Here is a 24,014-nt window from a genome sequence, read left to right as displayed (position 1 = left end):
GCTTAGTTCTTTAAGGAGAACTTGATGGCAGCCATGACAGTCAAACTTGATATTGTTAGTGCGGAAAACAGCATGTACCACGGCGAAGTGAGCTTCTTTGAAGTGAGCGGCGTTGAAGGTGAGTTAGGTATCATGCCTAACCATGCTCCATTACTAACAAAAATCAAACCTGGCATGGCGCGCATTATCAAGCAAGATGGCAGTGAAGATGTGATGTACCTTTCAGGGGGAATCCTCGAGGTACAGCCAGCTTCTATCTCTGTGCTTGCAGATGTAGCAATGCGCGCTGATGATATTGATGAAAAAGCTGCGCTTGAAGCTAAGCAACGTGCTGAGCAAGCAATTGCAAATGCCGGTGCTGACTTCGATTACGAAGCGGCAACAATCGAATTAGCTAAATCTTTAGCTCAATTACGTGTTGTTGAAACCATCAAAAAGAATATCGCCAGATAATTTGATTATTTGCGTAATACTAGGCGGTGCTTGTAAAAGCATCGCCTTTTTTATGCCTGTTTTTCAGTTATTACCTGTATTTTCATTACCAACAGTCACTTGTATATCCCGTCACATCGCATCTTTGTTTAATTGGCTTGAATTCAAATTCAGTGCACTGAGAGTCAGCTCACTAATAGCTATATAACCTAACTGTATGCTGATTTTCTTGTGAGTAAGCCAAACCAGTAATTCTTATCTCCACTATTATTCTCAATGGCATACCTTTAATTTGTGAAAGCAAACATGAGCCCAATCTGCTATTGAACGAGCGTTGTTCCAGTCACGATAAGTTGTAATTAACTGTGCATCGCATTTGATACGCTAATGAATTAAAATTGTCGCTTTGGTTGAGTCTTTAAAATCCCAAGGGAAAGTTAAAGGAAAATTTTATGTCGTTAAATGTTGTTATCTTAGCTGCAGGCAAAGGAACCCGCATGCGCTCAGATCTACCTAAGGTGCTTCACCCAATTGCTCATAAAAGCATGGTGCAGCATGTGATTGATACCGCCAACTCATTGGGTGCGAGTGGTATTCAGTTAGTTTATGGCTATGGTGCAGATAAGCTACAAGCAAACCTAGGGGAACAAGCGTTAAATTGGGTACTACAAGCTGAGCAGCTTGGTACTGGTCATGCTGTTGCGCAGGCAAACCCAAATATTAACGATGACGACACTGTACTCATCCTTTATGGCGATGTACCGCTTATTCAACAATCGACCCTTGAAAAGTTGTTGCAAGCGCGTGAGCAAAATGGCCTGGCTATTTTGACGGTAAACCTTGCAAACCCAACAGGCTATGGCCGAATCGTACGTAATGAAGGTAAGGTCGTTGGTATCGTAGAGCAAAAAGATGCAAATGCAGAGCAACTGCTGATCAACGAAGTGAATACCGGCATTATGGCTGTACCGGGTAAACAGCTGAAAACCTGGTTAGAGAACCTGTCGAATGACAACGCGCAAGGTGAGTATTACCTAACTGATATTATCGCCATGGCCCATGAGCAAGGCGTTGCTATTACTACAGCACAACCAGAGTCTGCAATAGAAGTGGAAGGCGCGAACAACCGCGTACAGTTAGCTCAGTTAGAGCGCGCTTATCAGCTTCGAGAAGCTGAAAAACTGATGCTAAATGGTGCTAATCTGCGTGACCCAGGTCGTATTGATATCCGTGGAGAGGTCAGTTTGGGTATGGATGTAATGATCGATGTAAACGTCGTACTTGAAGGTAAAGTTGCCTTAGGTAATAACGTGTCTATTGGCGCTGGTGCAATCATTATTAATTCTGAAATTGCTGACGGCGCAACCATTAAACCTTACTCAATTATCGAAAACGCCAAAGTTGGCCCTGCGAGCAGTGCAGGCCCATTTGCTCGTATGCGTCCTGGCAGTGAGTTAGTTGAAGATAGCCATATTGGTAATTTTGTTGAAATGAAAAAAGCCCGCTTAGGTAAAGGTTCTAAAGCAGGGCACTTAACATACCTAGGTGATGCAGAAATTGGTGCAGGGGTAAATATTGGCTGCGGTACTATTACTTGTAACTATGATGGCGCGAATAAGTACCTAACTAAGATTGAAGATGATGTGTTTGTTGGCAGCGACACTCAACTCGTGGCGCCTGTTACTATTGGTAAAGGTTCAACTTTAGGTGCGGGCTCAACAATTACTAAAGATGTGGGTGAAAATGAACTGGTGATAACCCGTGTTAAACAACGTCATTTAAAGGACTGGCAGCGTCCGGTAAAGCAGTCTAAATAGTGATCACTCACACAAACATTAAGACGCCAGGTTACATAATCTGGCGTTTTTTTTAACAAAAAAGCAATCAAGGTAAAGGTTGCGTAAATACAGAATAAATGCAAATCGTTCTCATTTATTATCCCCGCCATAAAATAGAGATGAGGGTGATATTAGATGAAGTTACTAACCAAGGTTTCATGCCTTTCTGTTGCGATTGCAAGCAGCCTAGCTGCAACTGCAGTAAGTGCAAATGAGCAAATCGTTGCAGAACCTGATACTAGCAATATTGAGCGAATTCAGGTTAAAGGTCGCAGCTTTAACGACTACAAAGTTGGCAGTGCATCTGGTGCTATGCGCGGCAACATCAGTTTGATGGATACACCACAGTCTGTGAATGTGATCCCTGACTTTGTAACCGATGAGCAGCTTGCTACCAACCTTTCAGAAGTGTTAGTTAACGACTCTAGTGTTACCGGTGGTAGCGAAAAGTGGAACCGCCAAGTATTTAATATTCGTGGTTTTGAGCTATCTTCAGGTTCAGGCTACCTAGTTAATGGCCACCAGCAGTGGTCGCACTATGTTCAGCCTATCGAAACCTTGCAACAAGTTGAGGTGCTTAAAGGCCCATCAAGCATGTTATACGGTCAGTCAGGTCCTGGTGGCTTGATTAACATGGTGACCAAAAAGCCAACTTACGAAAGTTTCTATGAACTTGGTTTCGACACTGACCAAAACGGTTCGACTCGCTTCCAGCTTGATGCGGGTGGCGCACTAAACGAATCTGAAACGATCCGTTACCGTTCTGTATTGGTAAAACAGGACACTACCTACTGGCGTGAATATCAAGATGGCACTAACCAAGAGCGTGATCGCTGGTTAGGTTACATCAATCTAGAATTTGACTTAACTGACGACTTATTACTGTCGGTTAAATATGACCATACCCAAGATAAAACCGGTATTGACCGCGGTGGCTGGTTAGACAGCAACGGCGAGTTAATTGGTGGCCGCGATATGATTTGGGATCAGCCTTGGGCATTTACCGACAACACCATTAGTAACTTTGGTGCCGACTTAACCTACCATATGTCTGATGAATGGAATGTCAAAGTGGGTTATAACGACCAGCAATTCAACCGTCAGCGTTTAGACTCATCGCCAAGCTACAACGAAAATGCAATGACTGAAGGTTATACTATCAGCCCATTCGATCGTTATGATGACTGGCAACACAAGACTGCTTTTGTTGACTTCAATGGTGAGTTCTCAACTGGCAGTATTGGTCACCAAATGCTAATTGGTGCCAACATGCTTGACTACTACTATGGTCAATTACGAGTAAAAGGCGCAACTGAGACTGTTCAAGTTGGCGCTCCAGTTCCTCGTCCTGATCTTGATTACAACGACGATGACTCCTTGTATCAAACAGATTACAAGCACTATGGTTTTTATGTGCAAGACTTAATCACGCTTAACGACAACTGGCAAGTGCTTGCTGGTGTTCGTTATGACGAGCAAAAGAAAGATGGTGAGGGTAACAACAGTTACGCGGTATCACCTAAGTTTGGTGTAATTTACTCGCCAGCTGAAAACGGTAGCATCTATGTTAACTACTCTAAGAGCTTTACTCCTCAAGGAATGGTTAATGATGAGAAAGACGTTAACGACAAGCTTAACCTAGACCCTGAATACGGCACTCAGTACGAAATTGGTACTAAGTGGGAATTCTACGACGGTGGCTTAATCTTAACGGGTGCGGTATTTGATATTACCGTTGATAACGTCACAGTTACTGAAGACCTTGAAACATCTATTGGTGATAAAGAAACCATTACTACTCAGTCTGGTGAGCAGCGCCACAAAGGTTTTGAAATGGGCGCTCAAGGTCAGCTAAGTGAAAAATGGTTTATGACAGGTTCTATGATGTACTTAAATGCTGAGTATGTTCGTCCAGAAACTGATGCGCTAAACGGTATGACTCCAATTGATGCTCCTGAGTGGTCTGCAAATATTTGGACTCGCTATGAAATGACTGATGAGCTAGCACTTAACTTTGGTGCTGTGTATGTTGGTGAGCGTTTTGCTAACACCACTAACACAATCACTAAAGACGGTTACGTGCGCTTTGACATGGGGGCTGCATACGAAACAGAGCTATTCGGTAGCGATGTTAGTGTACGTATGAACATCAAGAACCTATTTGATGTTGATTACCTAGAAGGTGGTTCATACAACGATGTTACTGTTGGTGACGGTCGCCATGTTAGCCTAGCATTACAAGCTAAGTTCTAGCACTTTTCCTTTATAGTGGTGTGTTAGCCACTCTATCAGGTAATGATCAAAGCCCTTGTCGAAAGATAAGGGCTTTTTTGTGTCTTTTTGATCAAAAAGTGGCTGATTAACTACCAAATAAGTTTCGTTTGTTTATAATCTATCTTTCGTTTCAAAAGATATTGAAAGTAAATAGGCTTAAATGAACAAACGTAATACTCAGCAACGCCGCCATAGCATTATTGCCCTGCTTAATGAGCAAGGTGAGGTCAGTGTTGAAGATTTATCCTTACGTTTCGAAACTTCGGAAGTCACTATTCGCAAAGATTTAGCCACGCTTGAGAAAACCGGCCTTTTGCTGCGTCGCTATGGTGGCGCAGTTGCAGTGCCTGATGAAGTTACCAGTCAATTTACCGCCAAAGTTGCGCCCAATAAGCTATCAATTGCTAAAGCCGCTGCTGAGCTGATTAACGATCATAATCGCATCATTATTGATAGTGGCACTACTACAGCAGGTATTATCGCTCAGTTAAATACTAAGCGGGGCTTACTGGTCATGACCAACTCGTTGTCACTGGCGAACCAAATCCATGAGTTAGAAAACGAACCAACATTATTGATGACAGGTGGTACCTGGGATCCCCATTCAGAATCTTTTCAGGGGCAAGTAGCAGAGCAGGTTTTGCGCTCGTATAACTTTGACCAGCTATTTATTGGCGCAGATGGAATCGACATAGGGCGCGGTACAACTACTTTCAATGAGCTTACTGGCTTAAGTAAGGTTATGGCCGAAGTATCCCGAGAAGTGGTAGTGATGTTAGAGGCTGACAAGCTTGGCAGGAAAATTCCTAACCTTGAGCTATCTTGGGAAAGTATAAATATATTGATTTCTGATGACCGGTTGCCCTTGCATGCTGTAAAGGAAATTGAGTCACATGGTGTAAAGGTCGTTTTGGCTCCGTATACCGAAAAATAACCAATTAAAGTGGAACTATTATGTGTGGAATTGTAGGCGCTGTTGCGCAACGAGACGTCGCTGAGATCTTAGTTGAGGGTCTTAGACGCTTAGAATACCGAGGGTATGATAGTGCTGGTGTGGCAGTAATTAGCAACGGTGAGCTAAGCCGTACTCGCCGCCTGGGCAAGGTACAAGAGCTATCTACTGCGTTAGATGCAAACCCACTAACTGGTGGTACAGGTATTGCTCATACTCGTTGGGCGACACATGGTGAGCCAAGTGAGCGTAATGCGCATCCGCATCAATCTAGGGGTGATATCGCGGTTGTTCACAACGGCATTATTGAGAACCATAACAAGTTACGTGACATGCTTACCGATCAGGGTTATGAGTTTGCATCTGACACAGACACCGAGGTGATTTGCCACTTGGTTCATCATGAGCTAAAGAGCTACGATAGTTTACTCGCGGCAGTGCAAGCCACTGTTAAGCAGCTTGAAGGTGCATACGGTACCGTGGTTATTGACCGCCGCGACAGCGAGCGCATGATTGTTGCTCGCAGTGGTAGCCCACTGGTTATTGGTTATGGTTTAGGTGAGCACTTTGTAGCATCAGATCAACTTGCACTGCTACCAGTTACGCGCTCATTCGCTTTCCTAGAAGAAGGCGATGTTGCCGAGGTAACACGTCGTGAAGTGAATATTTTTGATGTGGACGGCAACCCAGTAGAGCGTGAAGTAAAAGAGTCTGAAGTGACTCATGATGCGGGTGACAAAGGTGAATATCGTCACTACATGCTTAAAGAAATTTATGAGCAACCAACTGCGATTGCTAGCACATTAAGCGGGCGTATTGAGTCAGGTAAAGTGCTAGATAGTGCCTTTGGTGAAAACGCAGCAGAGTTCTTAAAAGACATTAAACACGTGCAAATTATTGCCTGTGGTACCAGTTACCATGCAGGTATGGCTGCACGTTACTGGTTAGAAGACTGGGCAGGCGTATCGTGTAACGTAGAGATTGCTTCAGAGTTTCGCTACCGCAAGTCGCACATGTTCCCAAATAGCTTGTTGGTGACAATTTCTCAATCTGGTGAAACTGCAGATACCTTAGCAGCACTGCGCCTAGCAAAAGAAATGGGCTATAAGGCTACGTTAACTATCTGTAACTCGCCGGGTTCATCACTGGTACGTGAGTCAGACATGGCTTATATGATGAAAGCAGGCGCTGAGATTGGTGTTGCATCATCCAAAGCCTTTACTGTGCAACTTGCTGGCTTATTAATGCTAACCACAGCTATTGGTCGTCATAACGGTATGAGCAGTGAAATGGAATCAGCTATTACTCAAAGCCTGCAGTCTATGCCTGCGAAAGTGGAGCAAGCGTTAGGTTTAGATGATGCGATTGCAGAGCTTGCTGAAGACTTTGCCGACAAACATCATGCATTATTCTTAGGTCGCGGCGACCAATATCCAATCGCGATGGAAGGTGCGCTTAAGCTAAAAGAAATCTCCTACATTCATGCTGAAGCCTATGCTTCAGGTGAGCTTAAACATGGCCCATTAGCGTTAATTGATGCTGATATGCCGGTCATTGTGGTTGCACCAAACAACGAACTGCTTGAGAAGCTAAAATCGAACGTTGAAGAAGTACGTGCCCGTGGTGGTTTGATGTACGTATTTGCAGATAAAGATGCTGAGTTTGAGTCAGACGACACCATGAAGGTGATTCCAGTACCGCATTGTGATGAGTTTATGGCGCCGCTTATCTACACCATTCCGCTGCAGTTATTGTCTTACTATGTAGCCTTAATCAAAGGTACTGACGTAGACCAACCACGTAATTTAGCTAAGTCAGTAACGGTTGAATAGCAGGTTGAGAACCTGAGTTTTTTGCCAAAGGAATATAGGCAGAGCTTCAGCGAATGAGTAAGTATTTAAAATCTCCAATTAAGCATGTCTTAGTTGGAGATTTTTTTATGGCTGAGATTCTAATTGAATGACTAATGCCAATTGAACTAAGTGACAGTTAGGAGCACTCACTTACTTGTGGTGCTTGATATGATATAAAAAAAGAGCCGCGAATGCGGCTCTTATAGTATCAATCTAATTTAGTTGTACTTGATGCGGTAGCTTTCAAGCTTGATGTTACCTGGGTTGCTCGGTGCAACATGATAGTTAATGAACTCTTGGTCAATCTCAACTACGTGCCAGAAGTTAGAGGTTTCCAGCTTTTCATCAACAGGTTTGTTCATTGGCTTTTGGCTGAAGATCTTGGTCCATTTTTCAGGTGTCATATCTGCAGGTGTTTTGCCTTTAGTATCTTTGCTTAGTAGGTTAAAGCGATCAACACTATCTTTGTTGTAACTCCAGTACATTTCTGGCAATTCAGTCATGTTGATTTTTTTACCTTCTAGGCCAAACTCTGCTTGGTAACTAGAGCTAAGGTCGTTGTTTACGCGAGCTACGTTAGCTGAAACCATTTGGTTGCCATCCATCTTAAACTCAACCACTTTGTTTGCAGATACTTCAAAAGCACGAGTACCAGTGTAGTCAGTTAGCGTGTAGGTTAAACCTTCAGCTGGTTTTATTTTGTTTAAGAATTTAATGCCGTTTTCTACAGAACCTGCTTCAAGCAATTTACGGTAAACAAAAATTTGCGCAAGACCGTTCATGCTGTGCTCAAGTTGGAACTTAGAGTGTGGGCTAAACGTGTGAGCGGCGCCATCCGTGGCAAAAATACCATGACCGCCAACCATGCCGGCAAATGCTGTCATTAAAATAACCGAACCGTCGTCATTTACGTGTTTGATAAGGCTTTGCGAGCCCTCCATAGCACGGATCCAGTCTAGTGTGTAACCAACAGAAGCTTTGTTGTCGCCCCATACTGAAGCGTGAGAACAGTGACCTGGAATCGCGCTACCGTGTTGTGCTTTTTCCATGGCAAGCATTGGGTCAATGCCTGTCATATCTTCAATTACCCAGAACATGGCATCGTATGAGGTAGCGTTCCAAGTAAAGATCTCTTCAAATGAAAGGCCTGAACCGTCAGCGATACCTTGCATCTCTTCTACTAGATCTGGCACTTCTTTTTTTGCTGTTGCTAGTAGGCCTGTGTTTTTGAACACATGCTTGTGAAAATCAGCGTAGGTAAGATCTGTACCTAGTGTGCTAAGCAGATTGCTGACCATGTCGTACTTGAAACGGTTCACAGCATGTCGAATAACCTTGCGAAGCTCTTTACCGTGCTTGTAGCCACGCTCGTAGTTAGTACCTGCAACTTCAACTGTAAAGAATTCAGATGTGTCGTTTGAGATGCTAACTTGGTGCTCTACAGGTGGCACACCTGCTAGGCTGGTATTGGAAACAAAAGCGCCAGAAACACTGAGAGCGATAAGTGATGCTAAGACAACTTTCTTCATACTATTAACCTCTGTTTTATTAAATTAATAAACGGATTGGCTTTTATACGAAGGAGTTTATCTGCATAAGAGCCAATAGAGCCTGGTTTAATTTTTGGGCTCCGTTGTTTTTATGGCTCTATATTAAGGCGGATTTTCGAATAGTATAAATTAATTATTATCCGATTTTCGAATGATAAATCGTTCAATGATTGATTGGCATACTTGTCCTAAATTGCGGTTTGCTGCCCAAACAAGATCAAGACCTGAGTACATTTGGGTTTGATTAAATTCAGGTTCAATGGCTATTAGAGAGCCAAGCTCAAATCGCTCGGCGCACCAGTCAGAGGGGAGAATGCCCCAGCCCATACCTAACTCGATTAAGTGACTGCACTGAGCCATATTGTCTGCTTCCCAAGTGTCCTGAGAGAATATTGATGTTTGACTGAGTACCGGATGGTGTTTAGTCGATTCACAGACGATTTGTCTCGCCGCAAGCAATTCTTCGTTGCTAATGCTGTCAAGGCTGGCAAGTGGATAGTCGGGACTACAAACACACAACCATTCATATTGATAAACAGTGATAAAGTTAAGGTATTGTGGGTAAGCGTCCGCACCAAAATGAATTCCTAGGTCAATATTGTGGGCAAGTAACTCTTTTTGTAGAGTTGCATGGTCAAGTAGACGTATCTCTACCTCGGTATTCGGGTAGAGTTTGTCTATATTGATCAGCATGGAATCGAGGCAAGACATGGGAGCCAACGGGTCGATTCCAAGTACAACTTTACTCTCAACCCCTTTATTTACAGCTAGAGCGAAGTGATTCATTTTTTCAGCTTGACGGAGTAAGAGTTTTGCTTGGTGATATAGTCGCTCGCCTGTATCTGTTAATGTGGGCTTGCGGGTACGGCGGTCAAATAAATCTAATCCTAATTCATCTTCTAAGTTACTTACCCCAATACTCACTGAACTTTGGCTTTTACTCAATTTTCTGGCCGCTGCAGAAAAAGAACCGGTTTCGACTGTAGTAATGAAAGCGAGTGCTTGCTCTAAATTGATCATAAGTTGGGCGAACCTAAGTGTTTGGGGGAGACGAAGAGTATTGCTCCACTCTATTACAGGTAAGCGAGAGTTTCGAGCTTCTTAAGTGATACCAAACTGTTGAATGCTGACGCTAGTTGAGTATTGAATCTCGCAGGAAATGACTATCCGCTTAGAAACCCAAATCACTCATTGGCAGCAAGGCTGATATTAGGCTGGGTAGGTAACCCCAAGTCAAAATATTGATTTGAAGTCACCTAATTAAGTGGTGTTATGAAGGTTGTGAATGTGCCTGACGCTGCAATAGAAGCAAATATCCTGCTGGGATCAGCATTAGCACTACAGGGGCTGATAGTGCCATTCCCCAGCCGATCACTAACGCGATTGGCGACATTAAATTATCATAACCGCCCACGCCGTATGCCAAAGGTAGCAGGCCTGCGACTGTGGTGAGTGACGTGACCAACATAGGCCTTACTCGGCTAATCGCACCTTCAAGCAGTAACTCGGGCCACTGCGTAGGGTTAGCGTTAAATTGCATTTGTCGGTAGTGATAAAGCATCACCAGGGCATTATTTACTACTACACCAGTCATACCAATTATACCTACACATGCAAAAAAGCTTAGTGGTTTACCATGTAACCATAGTATTAGCAGTGCAGATGCCGCGGCTGCTGGCAACACTAACAATGCGAGTAAGGCAACACTCACTTTATCAAATAGCACCATCATTACCATTGCCATCGCCGCAATCGCAATTAATAGTGCTAAGCCTAAAGATTTCAGTGAGTTGATGGTTTCACTTGCCTGACTACTGCTAATTATCTCAGCGCTGTATTCATGGCTAGCAAAAGCTTGTAATAGCTCAGCCTCCACAGCGATTGGGTCGGTGATATTGGCATCAATATGGCTGGAAACCCTTAAAGTTCGCAAGCCGTTGTAGTGTTCAAATACTTCTTTTCGTTCACTTTTCTTCCAGTGAATAAGTTGTCCAAGTTTAACCAATTGTCCCTGATTGTTAGGTAATGTTAATTGGGCTAACTCACTTGGCGTGCGGTCATTGTCATCAAGCACTAAGCGATAACGAACTTCTTCGCCATCTAAAAACAATCGCGACACATGCTCACCTTCAATGGCTATGCGCAGTAAGTCCGTTACTTGATTGAGTGAAACGCCATGTTGTACTAACCAATCTGGGCGAATATCTGCGCTGAGCTGAGCGACAGGCTCGGCATCTGAAATTCTTGGTGCCACGACACCATTAATGCTTTGTAATTTTGCCAGAATGTCTTGAGCCAAAGCTTGGCGGTCACTATCACTACCGCCAATAACTCTTATATCAATTGGGCGTTCACCTGGTGGGCCGCCGTTGTCGACGTCAAACTCTAAATCTAGCCCGTAAGCCTCGCCTTGTTGCTGCCATTGTTGTACTAGGTCATTAGCACTGAGCTTGCGTAAACCTGCAGGTGTTAGACTCACCTCCCAACTGCCGCTAGCCTCGGTTACTTCACCATACCAGCCGCTCACTTCTTCGGTATTTGCAAGCATTTCATCGATTTGCTGCGCCAATTGCCAGCTCTGATCTAATTCTAGGTTTGCTGGCATAGTTGCAGATATTGCGACTAAATAAGCGCCGTCGTCGGGGAAGAATACCAAGGGTAAGCGCTGCCCTAGCATTGCTACTAGTAATATCGATACCGCTAAAACTGAGCCAATAACCGATTTTGGGTGGTTAATTGCAAACTGCAATAGTGGTCTTAAGTACTCGCCAAAGTTTGTTAGCCAGGCTTTGGTTGGCAGCGAATCTACTTTATTTAACGCTCTACGCAGGTGGGATGGCACAACAACTGTCGCGTCAAGTAGCGAGAAAGCAAGCGCAATAGAGATAGTCAGCGGCAGAACATACAAGAGCTTTCCTGTACTGCCTGGCAGCCACAACATAGGTAAAAAGGCGATGATAGTGGTACAAATTGATACCAGAATTGCCGGTGCGACTTGTTGTACACCTTGAATGACGGCCTGGGTAATATCCATTCCTTCACTAAGATTGGCGCTGATCTTCTCGCTGACCACGACTGAGTCGTCAACAATAATACCGATGATGAGAATAAGCGCAGCCATGGTATAGCTATCAAGAATTTGCCCAATGGCAGCGAGCACAGCAATTGTGCCTAGCAGACAAAATGGAATTGATAATGCGACCCAAGGTGCGATTCGATGATGGAGCACCAATGCCAACACGAGTAACACGAGTATTAGGCCTGTCACACCATTAATTTTGACGATATCAAAGCGGGTTTGTATTTCTTCAGCAATATCAAAACCAACAGCCAGTTGGTAGTCTGAGCCTAACCTTTGTTGTTCACGGGTCAGAAGTGCGCGAACAGCTTGTGACGTGCTAACAACATCGGCCTTTTCGGCTGCACGTAAGTCAAAACCAATACTACGTTCACCATTAATCACCGATAAACTTTGCTGTCGCTCATAATCATAACGAACAGTTGCCACGTCTTTGAGGCGAATGAGAGGCTGCTGTTTTAGAGGCAGTTCTTCTAGCTTAGCAACTGTGTCTAGGCGTGATTCAGCGACTAATTCTATTTGTTCATTGTTGATATTAATGTTGCCAGCGGTAGCCAGCAGGTTGTGGTCGGCAATTGCGCTAGCTATGTCTGTAGCATTAAGTTGATAGCGGCTAAGCTGCGCAGGCTCTAGTTCAATCCAAAACTCTCTCTCACGCAAATCAATCAGATTAACCTCACCAACACCCGATATACGCCTGAGTTTTAATTCCAGCTGTTTAGCCTGTTCCCTTAGCTGCTTGTAGCTTATTTGTTTAGAGCTTAGCTGAGAGCCGATACCAACTACCATGAAATCAAGGTTTGATGACTTGTGAACCCGTACCAAGGGCTTTTCAATCACTTGAGGAGGCAAGTCAGTAACACGGTTCACCGCATCACGAATATCCTGATATACAGGTTCTAGCTTGGTAATATTTGAGTCAATGGTAATAGCAATGCGCGAGCTGCCACTTTCAGATACTGAGCTAAATTTTGAAATACCCGAGACGCTGAGCAGTTCTTTCTCAAGTTTAGAAGTCACATTCGATTCGACCTCTTCAGCAGATGCGCCAGGGTAACTGGTACTCACAGATACTTCACCCGCATCAATGGCAGGTTTTTCTGCCATAGGTAACGACCATAACGACAGGGTGCCGATAGCTAATAATGCTATTGTGAGTACGTTTGCCAGCAATCGTCTTTGTATTAAGTTGGCAAAAAGGGCTGCAAAAATATTCACTCCACGCCCCCTTGTTCAAGGCGCAACTCTGCGCGATAGCCTGGTTTTAATTGCCCTTCTAGGTTGGCAAGTTCAAGCTCGATGCGATAGCCGCTACCATCTTGTTGCGGCGCGTCGGCAAGGCGAATTACGCTGGTTTCAAACTGCTTTTCGATAGCTGGTACATAAACTTTAATTGCCTGACCTAACGCCAGTTGTGCGATATCTTGCTCAACCAAATTAGCTTGAATTAATACCGTGCTGATATCTGCCAGTCGGTAAAGAGGCTCACCAACACTTACCCATTGACCAACTTCCACGTAACGTTCAATTACGCTTGCAGCAAAAGGGGCGTGAACTGTGTGTTTGTCGAGATTGCGCTTAGCGATAGCAAGGTTTTGTTGTTGTACCCTAAGCTGAACCTGACTTATCTGCGTTTGCCGTAATTGCTCCTCTAGCTCGCTATCGGTCACGGTTTTCTTGGCATTGAGCTGTTGTAGGCGGGTCAGTTGCTTTGCTTTTAATTGACTATCAACCTCGGCAAGGTCACGGTTAGCCTGGGCCAAAGCTAATTCTAATTTTGGGTCTGTGGCATCGAACGCTAAAAGTCGTTGGAATTGAGTAACCTGTTCGCCAAATTCAACATCGTAATGATTGACTAGTCCATCGACCTGAGCCATTACATTCACTTCCGCTTTCGCTTTAATTTCACCTATGAGGTAATCGGTGGCATTGGCTGCTGACGACAGCATGACTAGCAGCAACAAAGCAATACGCATATTTAGTACTCCACATCTGAATATGGGCAGTATGTTATGCGAATATCTGTCGAAGAAATGTCGATGCCAGATTGCAGTGGATTGATTTTAGGGAGACAGTACCAATGGAGGGGGGGAGTATGTCATTTAGCATTGACATAAACACAACTGGTCACATTTTAGTCGTTAACTAGTTTGAGTTGATTGTGTTATATCTAAAACAGTTATTAGCCTAAGTGCTTCTCATTCACATCAATTTAAAACGACTTATGAACTACTTGAAAACACTCCTTTTTATTGTTGGCTTACTTTGCATATCGACACCTTATAAAGTTCACGGGCAAGCCAGTGCGAAAGGGGATCATATTGAAGTTGCTTTAGTGAGTGAGAATCAGCAGTTAAGTCCTGATAAAACTAATTGGATTGGTGTGTTACTTACGCCTGAAGAACACTGGCATACCTATTGGCAGAACCCTGGTGATTCAGGGGAAGCACCAACTGTTGAATGGAGCGCCTCAGTGCCTTTATCTTTTGGGGATATTTTATGGCCAATACCCCAGCAAATTCCTGTCGCCCACCTGGTTAACTATGGTTATGACGGGCAAGTACTGCTTATGGTGCCTGTTGAATTGTCGAATGCTGACAAGCTTGCAGAGCAAGTAGATATCAAGGTGTCACTGTCTTGGTTAGTGTGCCAAGAAGACTGTATTCCGGGTTGGGCTGATTTAACTCTTTCGTTGCCTGTGTCTGTAAACACCCAAGAGTCTAGCTACGCGCCATTATTTGCCCAAACCCGCGAGCAATTACCTAACGATACTCAGCTAACCGCAAAATTTGAAATTACTGAGCAACACCTTGCTGTGTCTTATCAAGCACCGTTTGAATCAGATTGGCAGTTACTGCCGCTGCGCTCAGACGTGGCGCAGCACAATCAAAAGCAATCTGTCGTTAGCGAAGCTGGCTTTAACAACCAAGTGATTGCCAGATCAGACTACTTTGTGGGTGACGCGCAAACCTTGAAGTTTTTAATGACAGACGGTCAATCTGGCTACTATGTTAACGCACACCTAAATGATAACCAGCAGCAAGCGGCCGATGCTTTATGGGTCATTTTAATAATGGCGTTTGTTGGTGGGTTAATCCTAAATATTATGCCTTGCGTATTACCAGTATTGTCGTTTAAAGCCATGGCTATTGGTCAACAAGACATGACCATTATCCAAAAGCTTGGCTACGGCATTGGTGTACTGGTGTGCTTTAACTTGTTTGCCACCATGATTATTGTGTTGAAAAGCTCAGGCGAAGCGGTAGGTTGGGGTTTTCATATGCAAGAGCCAGCAGTTATCGCTTTTTTAGCTTTCTTGTTTGTGTTTATTGCATTGATCTTGATGGATATTGCGCCATCAGGAGCAAGGCTTGCGGGAGTCGGGCAATCACTGATTGCAGGAAACGGCTTTGCTAGTCAGTTTTTTACCGGTGTATTGGCGGTTATCGTAGCCTCACCTTGCACCGCACCATTTATGGCTGCGGCGTTAGGGGTTGCTTTGGTGAGTCCACCTATCACCACTTATATGATTTTTACGGCTCTCGCACTTGGTTTTGCTCTGCCTTTAACCTTGTTATTTATCTCGCCAGTTTTTGCCAAACTATTGCCAAAACCAGGGGCGTGGATGAACACCTTTAAGCATTTATTGGTGTTCCCTATGCTAGCTACAGTTGCCTGGTTAGTGTGGGTTTACCTGGGGCAAACAAGCAGTTTTGCCCAGTTTGGTTTGCTATTAGCTTTAGTGGGATTCGCGCTGTTTATTTGGTTGAGTAGCGTGTTAAAGGGAGTGTATAGCCTTAGCAGTTTGATATTGGCTTTAGTCATACTACTAGGTGCGTTATTTAATGGTGCCCAAACGCAAGCGTTACCAACAGACAGTGCACATGAAGCTTACTCCCCTGAAAAGTTAGCGCAACTGCGAAATAATGGACAGCTTGTACTGGTCAATATGACTGCAGACTGGTGCATTACTTGTAAAGTGAATGAGCAGGTCGCCTTCAGTACAAAGCAGGTGCAGCTGGCTTTGCAGCAAAACCAGGTCCATTATCTAGTCGGCGATTGGACCAATAAAAATGACATGATTTTTAACTATTTAAAGCAATATCAACGCTCTGGCGTGCCGTTATATGTCATGTATGCCGGTAATGATTATGAGCAGGTATTGCCACAAATTTTAACGCCAGAAATGGTAGTAACAGCGATTAACACAGCAAAAAAGGAAGTGAATCATGATTAGCAAGAAACTACTCTCAGTCACTATTTTGTTACTGGGCTTTATCGGCAATGTCGCAGCTGCAGTGAAGGTAGATCAAGCTGCACCTAACTTTAGCTTAGCTAACGCTAAAGGTCAGCAAGTTCAACTTTCAGACTTTAAGGGTAAGTATGTGGTGCTTGAGTGGACTAATCACTTATGTCCTTATGTTCAAAAACATTATGACAGCGACAATATTCCAAGCATGCAGCGCGAATATACTCAAAAAGATATTGTGTGGTTATCGATTATTTCATCAGCCGAAGGCAAGCAAGGTTATATTGATGCTGCTAAATCTGATGAATTAACCGCGTCGCGCAATGCTGCGCCAACTCACGTACTGTTTGACCCAGAAGGTGACGTAGGCAAGTTATATGGCGCTAAAACCACACCACATATGTATATTATCGACCCTGCTGGGACCCTTAAATATGCTGGCGGTATTGATAGCATAAAATCAGCAAATCCTGCTGATATTGCTAAAGCCGATAATTACGTAGAGTTTGCTATGGCAGAGTTGCTAGCAGGTAAAAATGTCAGTAAAAAGCTAACCCCACCTTATGGATGCTCTGTGAAATACAAAGGGTAATCCACCTGTAAATAGGCTTAGCTCAATTCGGTGCTAGGCCTATTTAAGTATCATGCAACTAGCATTTCTTGGCTGTTATTGTTCCGTACATTCAAGCCAAAAATAAAAACACGCCGCTCCACATTTTTTTCACATTTGTTTCTTATTGTTCAGGCTGGCCTTTAAAGGATCCAGTAAAGGAACAACAAGATGAACAACTCTTTAGTGATAAGTTCTTTGGTATTAAGCCTAGGAGCTATATCTTCGCTCAGTGCTGCAACCTTGCCACCACTGACGATAACAGTTGATGAAAATACTAAAACCAATACAAGAATTGGTGAAATTAAGTTCTTTGATGGTGAAGCAAATAGCAGTTTTACCATTGAAGTCGGTAGCAGCAGTATTGAAAACTGGGCTACTAACGGTGAAGCGTTTGAGCCAATCGCGTTTTATAACCAATTTACTCAAACCCCTATTTTATTTAGCCAAATTCAAACAAATAGCAGCTATAAAGTTTCTTATGATGTGTATACCAACTCGTATACCGGCACGGTTGAAAAAGCCGGTAGCGAGTTTTTGCTGCGTGCACGTCATCAAGGTGTATCTGCAACAGGCTTTGAAGCTATTTTAGAGTCTGAGTTAGATAAGCGTGGCACCAGTGCTGTCACTGCGATTAACAATAAAGGTGCGGAGCTACTTGGTTGGATGGCTGTAAGCGACAGTCGTCAAGGTGTTTGGGGAGAGATGCCTTTTGAAGTTACGTCAACTGGGTTGAATGTGACTCACAGTGAGTATTCTCAAAGCTTTACTGCGCCGATGACAGATACGCCAAATATCTTAACTACTATCACTAGTTACTCAGAGATCGCTCAGGCTGGCGTAGCAATTAATAAAGTCAGCGATAACAACGTTAAGTTATTTGTCGATGAGATTGATGATGGCAGTCATGCCGCTGAAGAAATCAGTGTTTTTGCTGTTCAAGGTAGTGGCATTTTAAAAGATGTTAACGGCACTAGCATTGGTGAAACGGGCGCTGTTGAAGTAGCTGACACTGGTCGAGATGCAGTATTCACGGTTAACCTGCTAAGGCAATACACCAACCCTGTGGTATTTGTTCAAGCTGTAGGTATCGATGGCACCATTAATGATGCGGCAATTCGCCTGAGTCAGGTTGGTAGTCACTTCTTTACTGGTTACTTGCACGATATCAGTGAGTCAGTTGTACCCAACAAACATGGCCAATTTACCTTGCATTATAAGGTGTTTGAGCAAGGTAGTTGGGATATTCCTGTAGAGCAATATCAATATGCCATTGTTGCTGGCAATGACACTGGTGCATTTAGCGTAGATGCGGCAACTGGCAAAATCCGCATTGCTGATCAAACCCAAATTGATTATGAGTCTGGAATTCATTCCTTTAACTTTACAGTGCGCGTGACAGATGGTCGTGGCAATGAATACGACACTGAAGTGACCGTGAATGTAAATGACATCAATGATTCACTCAATAACAACGCTCAAACCATTGCAGGTTTGGCACAAGACGATTGGTCTGGTTTTGGTCTTGCGCCTGCGGGTGATGTTAATGGTGACGGTTTTGACGACGTTATAGTTGGTGTGCCTCATGATGACAACAATGGCGAAGATGCTGGTCGAGCTTACGTATTATTCAGTAATGCTTCAGGCGTGTTACCAGACTTTGAAACCGTGCTTTCTGGCTCAGGTGGTTTCGTTATTAACGGCGCAAAGGCTGGTGACAAAGCTGGTTTTAGTGTTAACGGTGGCGCAGATATAAATGGCGACGGTCTAGCTGACATTATCGTAGGTGCACCCTTTGCCGACAATAACGGGCTGAATTCGGGCTCGGTTTATGTGGTGTTTGGTAAGCCTGATACCGCGCCTGTTGAACTACTAGCTTTTAATGATGGCGGCAACTTACAAGGTTACGCTATTCATGGTGCTTACAAGCACGATTATGTCGGTGGCAGTGTACTTGTTGGCGATGTAAACGGTGACGGTTTGGCTGATGTTATTGCTGGTGAAACCCAGACTCGTTTTGTTGTTGGCAATGAAGCTTTTTCTATCAGTGGTATTGCAGAAGATGCCAACTACAGCGACCCGCATATGGCCTATGTGGTTTATGGCAAAGCTGATAGTAATGTTCAATACCTTTCTGAAGTTGCCTTAGACAACAACAGCAGTGGCTTTGTGGTTAAAGATGATGGCCGCGCACCTTTTAAAGATTGGCCGTTTGGCGCCTTGGTTATGCCATCGGGCGACTTTAACAGTGATGGCCTTACTGACGTAATTATTTCACACGGTATTCTAGGTCGCGAAAGCGGCGTGAATAAGCTGCTATTTGGACGTGTCGGTGGCGCCGCAGTTGATTACGGTAAAATTTCATCTGAAAAGCATGGCATCAACATTAACGCTGAATATGCCGGTAACTATGCGTTTGCTTCAAACCTTTCTTCAATCACAGTGACGCCAGGATTTGTTTCGGCAAGTATTGGCGACATTAATGCCGACGGCATTGATGATATGGCGCTGCTGGCGCCTGATGATGGCTGCTGTAACAGTTGGGAACACCCTCGTGCGTACATTATTTTCGGCACCCTCGCCAATGTAGATATTGACTTGGCAGCTATTGCTCAAGGGCAAGGTGGCTTTGTTATTCATAACGATGCATCAAATATCGACTTTAAAGGCATGCAAATCGTTATTGGCTCAATTGGTGGTGCGGGTGACCTAAATGGTGATGGCTATGACGACATAATTATTGGCGACCCGTTTGCCGAAGATGAAAAAGGTCGCGTTTATGCAGTGTATGGATCTGCGCAAACTCAGCCAGTTTATTTAAGCGAAGTTATTGAAACATCTCGTGGTTACTACGCAACTGGTAATGGCGGCGAAATGTTAGGTCAATGGATTGCGAGCGCTGGTGATATCAATGGTGACGGCATTAAAGACATCCAGTTCGGTACGCCATCTGCATCTACCAATAATTTAACCCGCAACGGCGCGATATATGTTCTAAAAGGCGACGGTAGCCAAATTACGATAAGGGGTACAGACCTTGATGACACTATCAATGGTGATAGCAACAATAATTACATTGCTACAGGTACTGGTAATGACGCGGTTTTCAGCAAAGGCGGTCAAGACGCCATTTATACAGGGCCAGGAAATGACACAATTGTTATTAGTGATGATTCTTTTGTACGTATTGATGCTGGCGGCGGCACTGACACTGTGGTGTATGATGGTCAGGGAATTCATTTAAACCTAACTTCTGCCGCCTCTAAAGTACGTAGTGTCGAAGTGTTTGATATCCGTGGTTCTGGCGCCAACGAGTTATCGCTCAATAAAAGTGTTAGTAGCAATTCTAAATTGCGTATTTTGGGGGACGCAGATGATGGCGTATTCGCCGCGAATAACCAGTGGCAAGACACCGGCAATGTGCAGGTAATTGATAATGTAGAGTACAGTGTATTCCAGGTGGGCGCCGCGCAAATGTTGGTGCAGACGGGGTAGCTGTTGAGATTAATAACGACCCAAGTATTGCCGATCAAAGTTTTGCTGTGAGTGAATACACGGCTGGTGGCTCGTCGATTGGACTGATTGTCGCCAACGCCAATGATGTTGGCGACTTCGTTACCTATAAAATCATTGCTGGCAATACTGATAACGCTTTTGTAGTAGATGCACTTAGCGGTGCGTTATCAATAAGTAGTGCTAAATCGCGACTCGATTACGAGGAGCAAAGTCAGTATGACTTAACTGTGCAGGTGACAGATACATACGGCGCATCTACTGTGGCGACAGTGTCTGTTGAAGTTAATGATGTCGAGTTTATCAGCCACTCATTCAGCGCTGATTTAAGTGCAACAGAAAGTACCTTTGGCTCAACAGCATTTACAGACATTCTGCATGTGGCCACCATGAATGAAATAGCTGGTGGCGAGGTATCAACTGCAGATATTGATCCTATTCAGGCTCCGGGTATTGAGTATCCACCCGGGTTTGATGTTGCTAATCCTGAAAATTGGCAAAAGAAGATCGAAGATACAACCAAAAATGTACAAGGCCTGTTCGAAATGAACTTAGGCGTACATCTGTTCTTTGAGCCTCGTTTAAGCATGCAAACTGGACAAGTTGTGTCAGACATACCTGTGAGTATGGATCTTGCCTATGCCGACGAAATACAAGTGGGCCAAGAAACCTTAATCACTTCAAAGGTAAATATCGATAACTATGCGGAATTCACAGCAACGTCACCCGCGTTCGAGTTTGACTTTGCCTTAGGGGTTAAGGATTTATCTTTTGGTGTTAAATCAGACATCATTCTTGATAAGCATGGTGACCCACTCAACAAGCAAACTGCATTAGATGAAGGTTCATTTGAGGTAACGCTAAAATCAGATGAATTGGCGGTGGTGAGTAGACACTGTTTGCAAACGCTAGGGCAACCAGCATGTTTAATTGGCTCAGAATCAGATGAAACCCAGCCATTAAGGATGTCAGCTTCGATTGATGCCGATGACTGGTTCGAGCAAGAGTTGTATTACAAAACATCCTGGAAAGCTTGGTACCATGGTGCTAGTGGCCAAGCCATTAGTCATAACGTAGAAGAGTGCCGCGAAGATTTCTTCTATCCTGCGGGTGAGGATCTTTTCTACCGCTATAACTTTGAGATGTTAGATACTTTCTTAAGTGTTTATGCCGATATTAAACAGGACTTTTACCTTGAGGTTCGCCCAATATCACGCTTAACACTTGAAGATGGTAGCGAGCTTGTCTTTAAAGGTGATGAAGATATCCGCTTTACACCTGAGCAATACCACGATGTAAACAATGACGGTGTAATCGATGCAAACCTAACCGTGAACTTGTATTCAGTTTTCTATAACGACACTAAGACAAGTATGGGCGCAAGGTTACCATTCCAAATGGGTATTGCAGACTGGAATATTCAAGAAGCCGTTTGTACTTCAACAAACGTTTACTTGTACCAGCAATCAGGTGCCATGTATGAGAAAGGCACGTTCGGGCCTGTATTTGACTTTGAATTTGGCTTCCATGTTGAAGAGCTTTCTTTAACTGAGTGGAAGTGGGATGAAGCAGCTGAAGCACTAGCTTCTCCGTTTGTTAAAAAGTCTGAGTCTGTAGAGCCTCTCCCACCTTATCTTTATAACGACAACGAATGGTTATTGGCCCATGAAAAGGTCAGTAAAGATATCTCGTTCGACTTGTGTAATCAGGACGGTGAGTGTGGCCAACCTGTGCTTTCTTTCCACAATAATGCGCCAACAGCGACAGATGTAGTAGTAACCGGTGAGCACACGGCTAAGCGTGCGTTGGCAGCGAGTTATGTTTACAGCGATTATGAAGGCGATGCGGAAAGCAAGTCAGTACATCAGTGGTTTATAGCAACAGATAGCGCAGGCAGTGATGAAGCGCCAATTGTTGGTGAGACAACGCTTTCATACACGCCGAGTATTGCTGAAGTAGGCAAGTATGTCAGGTACTGCGTACGCCCAAATGATGGTTCTAGTCTAGGGTTTGTAAGCTGTAGTAGCTGGCAGCAAATTGGCACACCTTTCTATCAAGATGGCTCAATCTTAACTGGCTTTGGTCAAGCGGCTGTTTTTGATGGTGTGACACAATCATTGCTACAAGAAAACTACGGCATGTTTAACCCAGATAACTCATTCACCATTGAGTTGTGGTTAAACGTCAATGAACTCAATTCGACGACCCATAACAATGTGATTGTCTTTAAAAATGGCAGTCTTGGTCGCGCGGCATTACGTGTGAAAGATGATGGCAGTTTACGTGTCAAAGTCACTGACACCACGTTCTATACCACACAATCTGTTAGCCTTAACAGCTGGCACCATGTGGCGATGACTTACGACAGCACAACAGGGCAATTAACCACTTATCTTGATGGTGATGAGGTGATATCTGTAACAGATAGTTCAACCTTTGGTGCATCGGATATTGTTTGGGGAGCCAACAAGAACCGTGGTAATAGCTTATTTAACGGTAAGCTAGATGAGCTAAGAGTCTGGTCTAAGGCCAAGACAGCAGATGAGGTCAAGCAAGGGATGTTAGCGGGCGTGAGCTTGTCTGATCCTGAGTTATTGTCTTATGTCGATTTTGAAGGTGCTGATACTTACAACATTAGTGAGCGCGTGGGTAACGTGGCTGTTTCTGCCCAAGACTCATTAGCCGTTGACAAGCATCGTTCATTTGCCGTGTTAGATGGTAATGATGACTATGTTGAGATAGAACACAACACTAGATTAAGTTTTTCGAAGCAGAACTTCTCAGTGCAAGCTTGGGTGTACGTAACTGGTGATGCAGATTACGAGCGAAGTGTGATCAGTAAAATTTCAGCATCTAACACCGAGAGAGGTTGGTCGCTTAGGATTGATAACAACAATCGCCCTAACTTTAGATATGTGACTAAACCGCTTGGTCAATTAGGTGATAGTAAACGTGTCGTGTTTGACTTTACCTCTGATATCGCATTAAACAATGAGCAGTGGTATCACTTGGCGGCAACGGTCGATCGCAACAACCGAATAGCTAAACTGTATCTTGATGGTGCAGAGGTTCAATTTAAGAATTTAGACAGCTCAGAGGTGACTAGCAATACCGTACCTATGCGTATCGGCGCTTTTAGTGGCAGTGGTGCAGGAGGTTACTTTGAGGGGTTGATTGATGATGTTGCTATTTGGAAAAGGGTTCTGACTCAAGATGAGATTCAAGCTTGTATGCAAGGTATGCAACCCGGTTGTGAGAATGATCTGATGGTGAAATATGACTTTGAAAATAAGAGTGCCGATAACAAGCTGAGTTATAACTACCCTGGTAGCTTGGTTAATGGTGCCCATACCGAAGATTCATTTATTGTGACCTTTAACGCGAAAAATGGTGAAACCCTGTATGGAGCGTTACCAGTCGGTGATGGCGTAGCCTTTGAGTTAATGGATTCGCCAAATAACGGCACAATTTACCTCGATGAATACACTGGTGAGTTTGAATACATACCAAATGTTGATAACCCCAAACCAGTGATTCATTTAGCTATATTGTTTATGACATTAACGATGGTTACAGCTTTAAACGCACGGTAAATATCACCATTAGCGATTAACCATCCAGTAAAAAGCGCATACGTAGAACTGCCCCTAATAGTTGGACACCA

Annotated in this window: 13 protein-coding genes; 9 read left to right on the top strand and 4 right to left on the bottom strand. The window is 43.9% G+C overall.

Annotated features, from left to right (window positions below):
* Nucleotides 1–24: 24 nt before the first annotated feature.
* From EXU30_RS10220 to glmS, 5 genes are all read left to right on the top strand, one after another.
* Nucleotides 25–453: a F0F1 ATP synthase subunit epsilon gene (locus tag EXU30_RS10220; protein WP_130599741.1), complete on the top strand. Its 429-nt coding sequence runs from the start codon at nt 25–27 to the stop codon at nt 451–453.
* 431 nt (nt 454–884) lie between these two features.
* On the top strand, nt 885–2,249 hold the full coding sequence (gene glmU / locus EXU30_RS10215) for a bifunctional UDP-N-acetylglucosamine diphosphorylase/glucosamine-1-phosphate N-acetyltransferase GlmU (protein ID WP_130599739.1): 1,365 nt from the start codon (nt 885–887) through the stop codon (nt 2,247–2,249).
* A 156-nt stretch (nt 2,250–2,405) separates the two neighbouring features.
* A complete protein-coding gene (locus tag EXU30_RS10210; protein WP_130599737.1) occupies nt 2,406–4,523 on the top strand; it encodes a TonB-dependent receptor in 2,118 nt (705 codons plus the stop codon).
* A 181-nt stretch (nt 4,524–4,704) separates the two neighbouring features.
* Entirely contained in the window at nt 4,705–5,478 is a 774-nt protein-coding gene (locus EXU30_RS10205; protein ID WP_130599735.1) for a DeoR/GlpR family DNA-binding transcription regulator, read from the top strand.
* Nucleotides 5,479–5,498: 20 nt separating this feature from the next.
* Nucleotides 5,499–7,328: a glutamine--fructose-6-phosphate transaminase (isomerizing) gene (gene glmS, locus EXU30_RS10200; RefSeq protein WP_130599733.1), complete on the top strand. Its 1,830-nt coding sequence runs from the start codon at nt 5,499–5,501 to the stop codon at nt 7,326–7,328.
* A 239-nt stretch (nt 7,329–7,567) separates the two neighbouring features.
* On the opposite strand, the gene EXU30_RS10195 is transcribed toward glmS, so the two are convergent.
* From EXU30_RS10195 to EXU30_RS10180, 4 genes are all read right to left on the bottom strand, one after another.
* The gene (locus tag EXU30_RS10195; protein ID WP_130599731.1) at nt 7,568–8,878 is read right to left on the bottom strand and encodes a C45 family autoproteolytic acyltransferase/hydrolase; all 1,311 of its coding nucleotides are present in this window, start codon (nt 8,876–8,878) and stop codon (nt 7,568–7,570) included.
* Nucleotides 8,879–9,028: 150 nt separating this feature from the next.
* Nucleotides 9,029–9,919, bottom strand: coding sequence for a LysR family transcriptional regulator (locus EXU30_RS10190; protein WP_130599729.1), 891 nt, complete (start codon nt 9,917–9,919; stop codon nt 9,029–9,031).
* A gap of 250 nt (nt 9,920–10,169) precedes the next feature.
* A complete protein-coding gene (locus EXU30_RS10185) occupies nt 10,170–13,196 on the bottom strand; it encodes an efflux RND transporter permease subunit (RefSeq protein ID WP_130599727.1) in 3,027 nt (1,008 codons plus the stop codon).
* Complete coding sequence (locus tag EXU30_RS10180; RefSeq protein ID WP_130599725.1) at nt 13,193–13,954, bottom strand: efflux RND transporter periplasmic adaptor subunit; 762 nt, start codon at nt 13,952–13,954, stop codon at nt 13,193–13,195. The genes EXU30_RS10185 and EXU30_RS10180 overlap by 4 nt, the downstream gene beginning before the upstream one ends.
* Nucleotides 13,955–14,202: 248 nt before the next feature.
* On the opposite strand from EXU30_RS10180, the gene EXU30_RS10175 reads away from it, so the two are divergent.
* The 4 genes from EXU30_RS10175 (at nt 14,203) to EXU30_RS10160 (ending at nt 23,943) form a co-directional block, all read left to right on the top strand.
* Complete coding sequence (locus tag EXU30_RS10175) at nt 14,203–16,215, top strand: protein-disulfide reductase DsbD family protein (protein WP_130599723.1); 2,013 nt, start codon at nt 14,203–14,205, stop codon at nt 16,213–16,215.
* Nucleotides 16,208–16,819 (top strand): redoxin domain-containing protein, encoded by a 612-nt coding sequence (locus EXU30_RS10170; protein ID WP_130599721.1) that lies wholly within the window; start codon nt 16,208–16,210, stop codon nt 16,817–16,819. The genes EXU30_RS10175 and EXU30_RS10170 overlap by 8 nt, the downstream gene beginning before the upstream one ends.
* 189 nt (nt 16,820–17,008) lie before the next feature.
* Complete coding sequence (locus EXU30_RS10165) at nt 17,009–20,332, top strand: cadherin domain-containing protein (protein WP_130599719.1); 3,324 nt, start codon at nt 17,009–17,011, stop codon at nt 20,330–20,332.
* Between the two features lie 47 nt (nt 20,333–20,379).
* Nucleotides 20,380–23,943 (top strand): LamG-like jellyroll fold domain-containing protein, encoded by a 3,564-nt coding sequence (locus EXU30_RS10160; protein WP_130599717.1) that lies wholly within the window; start codon nt 20,380–20,382, stop codon nt 23,941–23,943.
* Nucleotides 23,944–24,014 lie beyond the last annotated feature (71 nt).

Source organism: Shewanella maritima, assembly GCF_004295345.1.
Taxonomy (GTDB): Bacteria; Pseudomonadota; Gammaproteobacteria; order Enterobacterales; family Shewanellaceae; genus Shewanella; species Shewanella maritima.
This window is presented reverse-complemented; position numbering and strand designations above follow the sequence as displayed.

Coding starts and splice junctions, on each gene's coding strand:
- glmU (WP_130599739.1), top strand. CDS start 885: ATGTCGTTAAATGTTGTTATCTTAGCTGCAGGCAAAGGAACCCGCATG.
- EXU30_RS10220 (WP_130599741.1), top strand. CDS start 25: ATGGCAGCCATGACAGTCAAACTTGATATTGTTAGTGCGGAAAACAGC.
- glmS (WP_130599733.1), top strand. CDS start 5,499: ATGTGTGGAATTGTAGGCGCTGTTGCGCAACGAGACGTCGCTGAGATC.
- EXU30_RS10170 (WP_130599721.1), top strand. CDS start 16,208: ATGATTAGCAAGAAACTACTCTCAGTCACTATTTTGTTACTGGGCTTT.
- EXU30_RS10190 (WP_130599729.1), bottom strand. CDS start 9,919: ATGATCAATTTAGAGCAAGCACTCGCTTTCATTACTACAGTCGAAACC.
- EXU30_RS10195 (WP_130599731.1), bottom strand. CDS start 8,878: ATGAAGAAAGTTGTCTTAGCATCACTTATCGCTCTCAGTGTTTCTGGC.
- EXU30_RS10205 (WP_130599735.1), top strand. CDS start 4,705: ATGAACAAACGTAATACTCAGCAACGCCGCCATAGCATTATTGCCCTG.
- EXU30_RS10175 (WP_130599723.1), top strand. CDS start 14,203: ATGAACTACTTGAAAACACTCCTTTTTATTGTTGGCTTACTTTGCATA.
- EXU30_RS10210 (WP_130599737.1), top strand. CDS start 2,406: ATGAAGTTACTAACCAAGGTTTCATGCCTTTCTGTTGCGATTGCAAGC.
- EXU30_RS10180 (WP_130599725.1), bottom strand. CDS start 13,954: ATGCGTATTGCTTTGTTGCTGCTAGTCATGCTGTCGTCAGCAGCCAAT.
- EXU30_RS10165 (WP_130599719.1), top strand. CDS start 17,009: ATGAACAACTCTTTAGTGATAAGTTCTTTGGTATTAAGCCTAGGAGCT.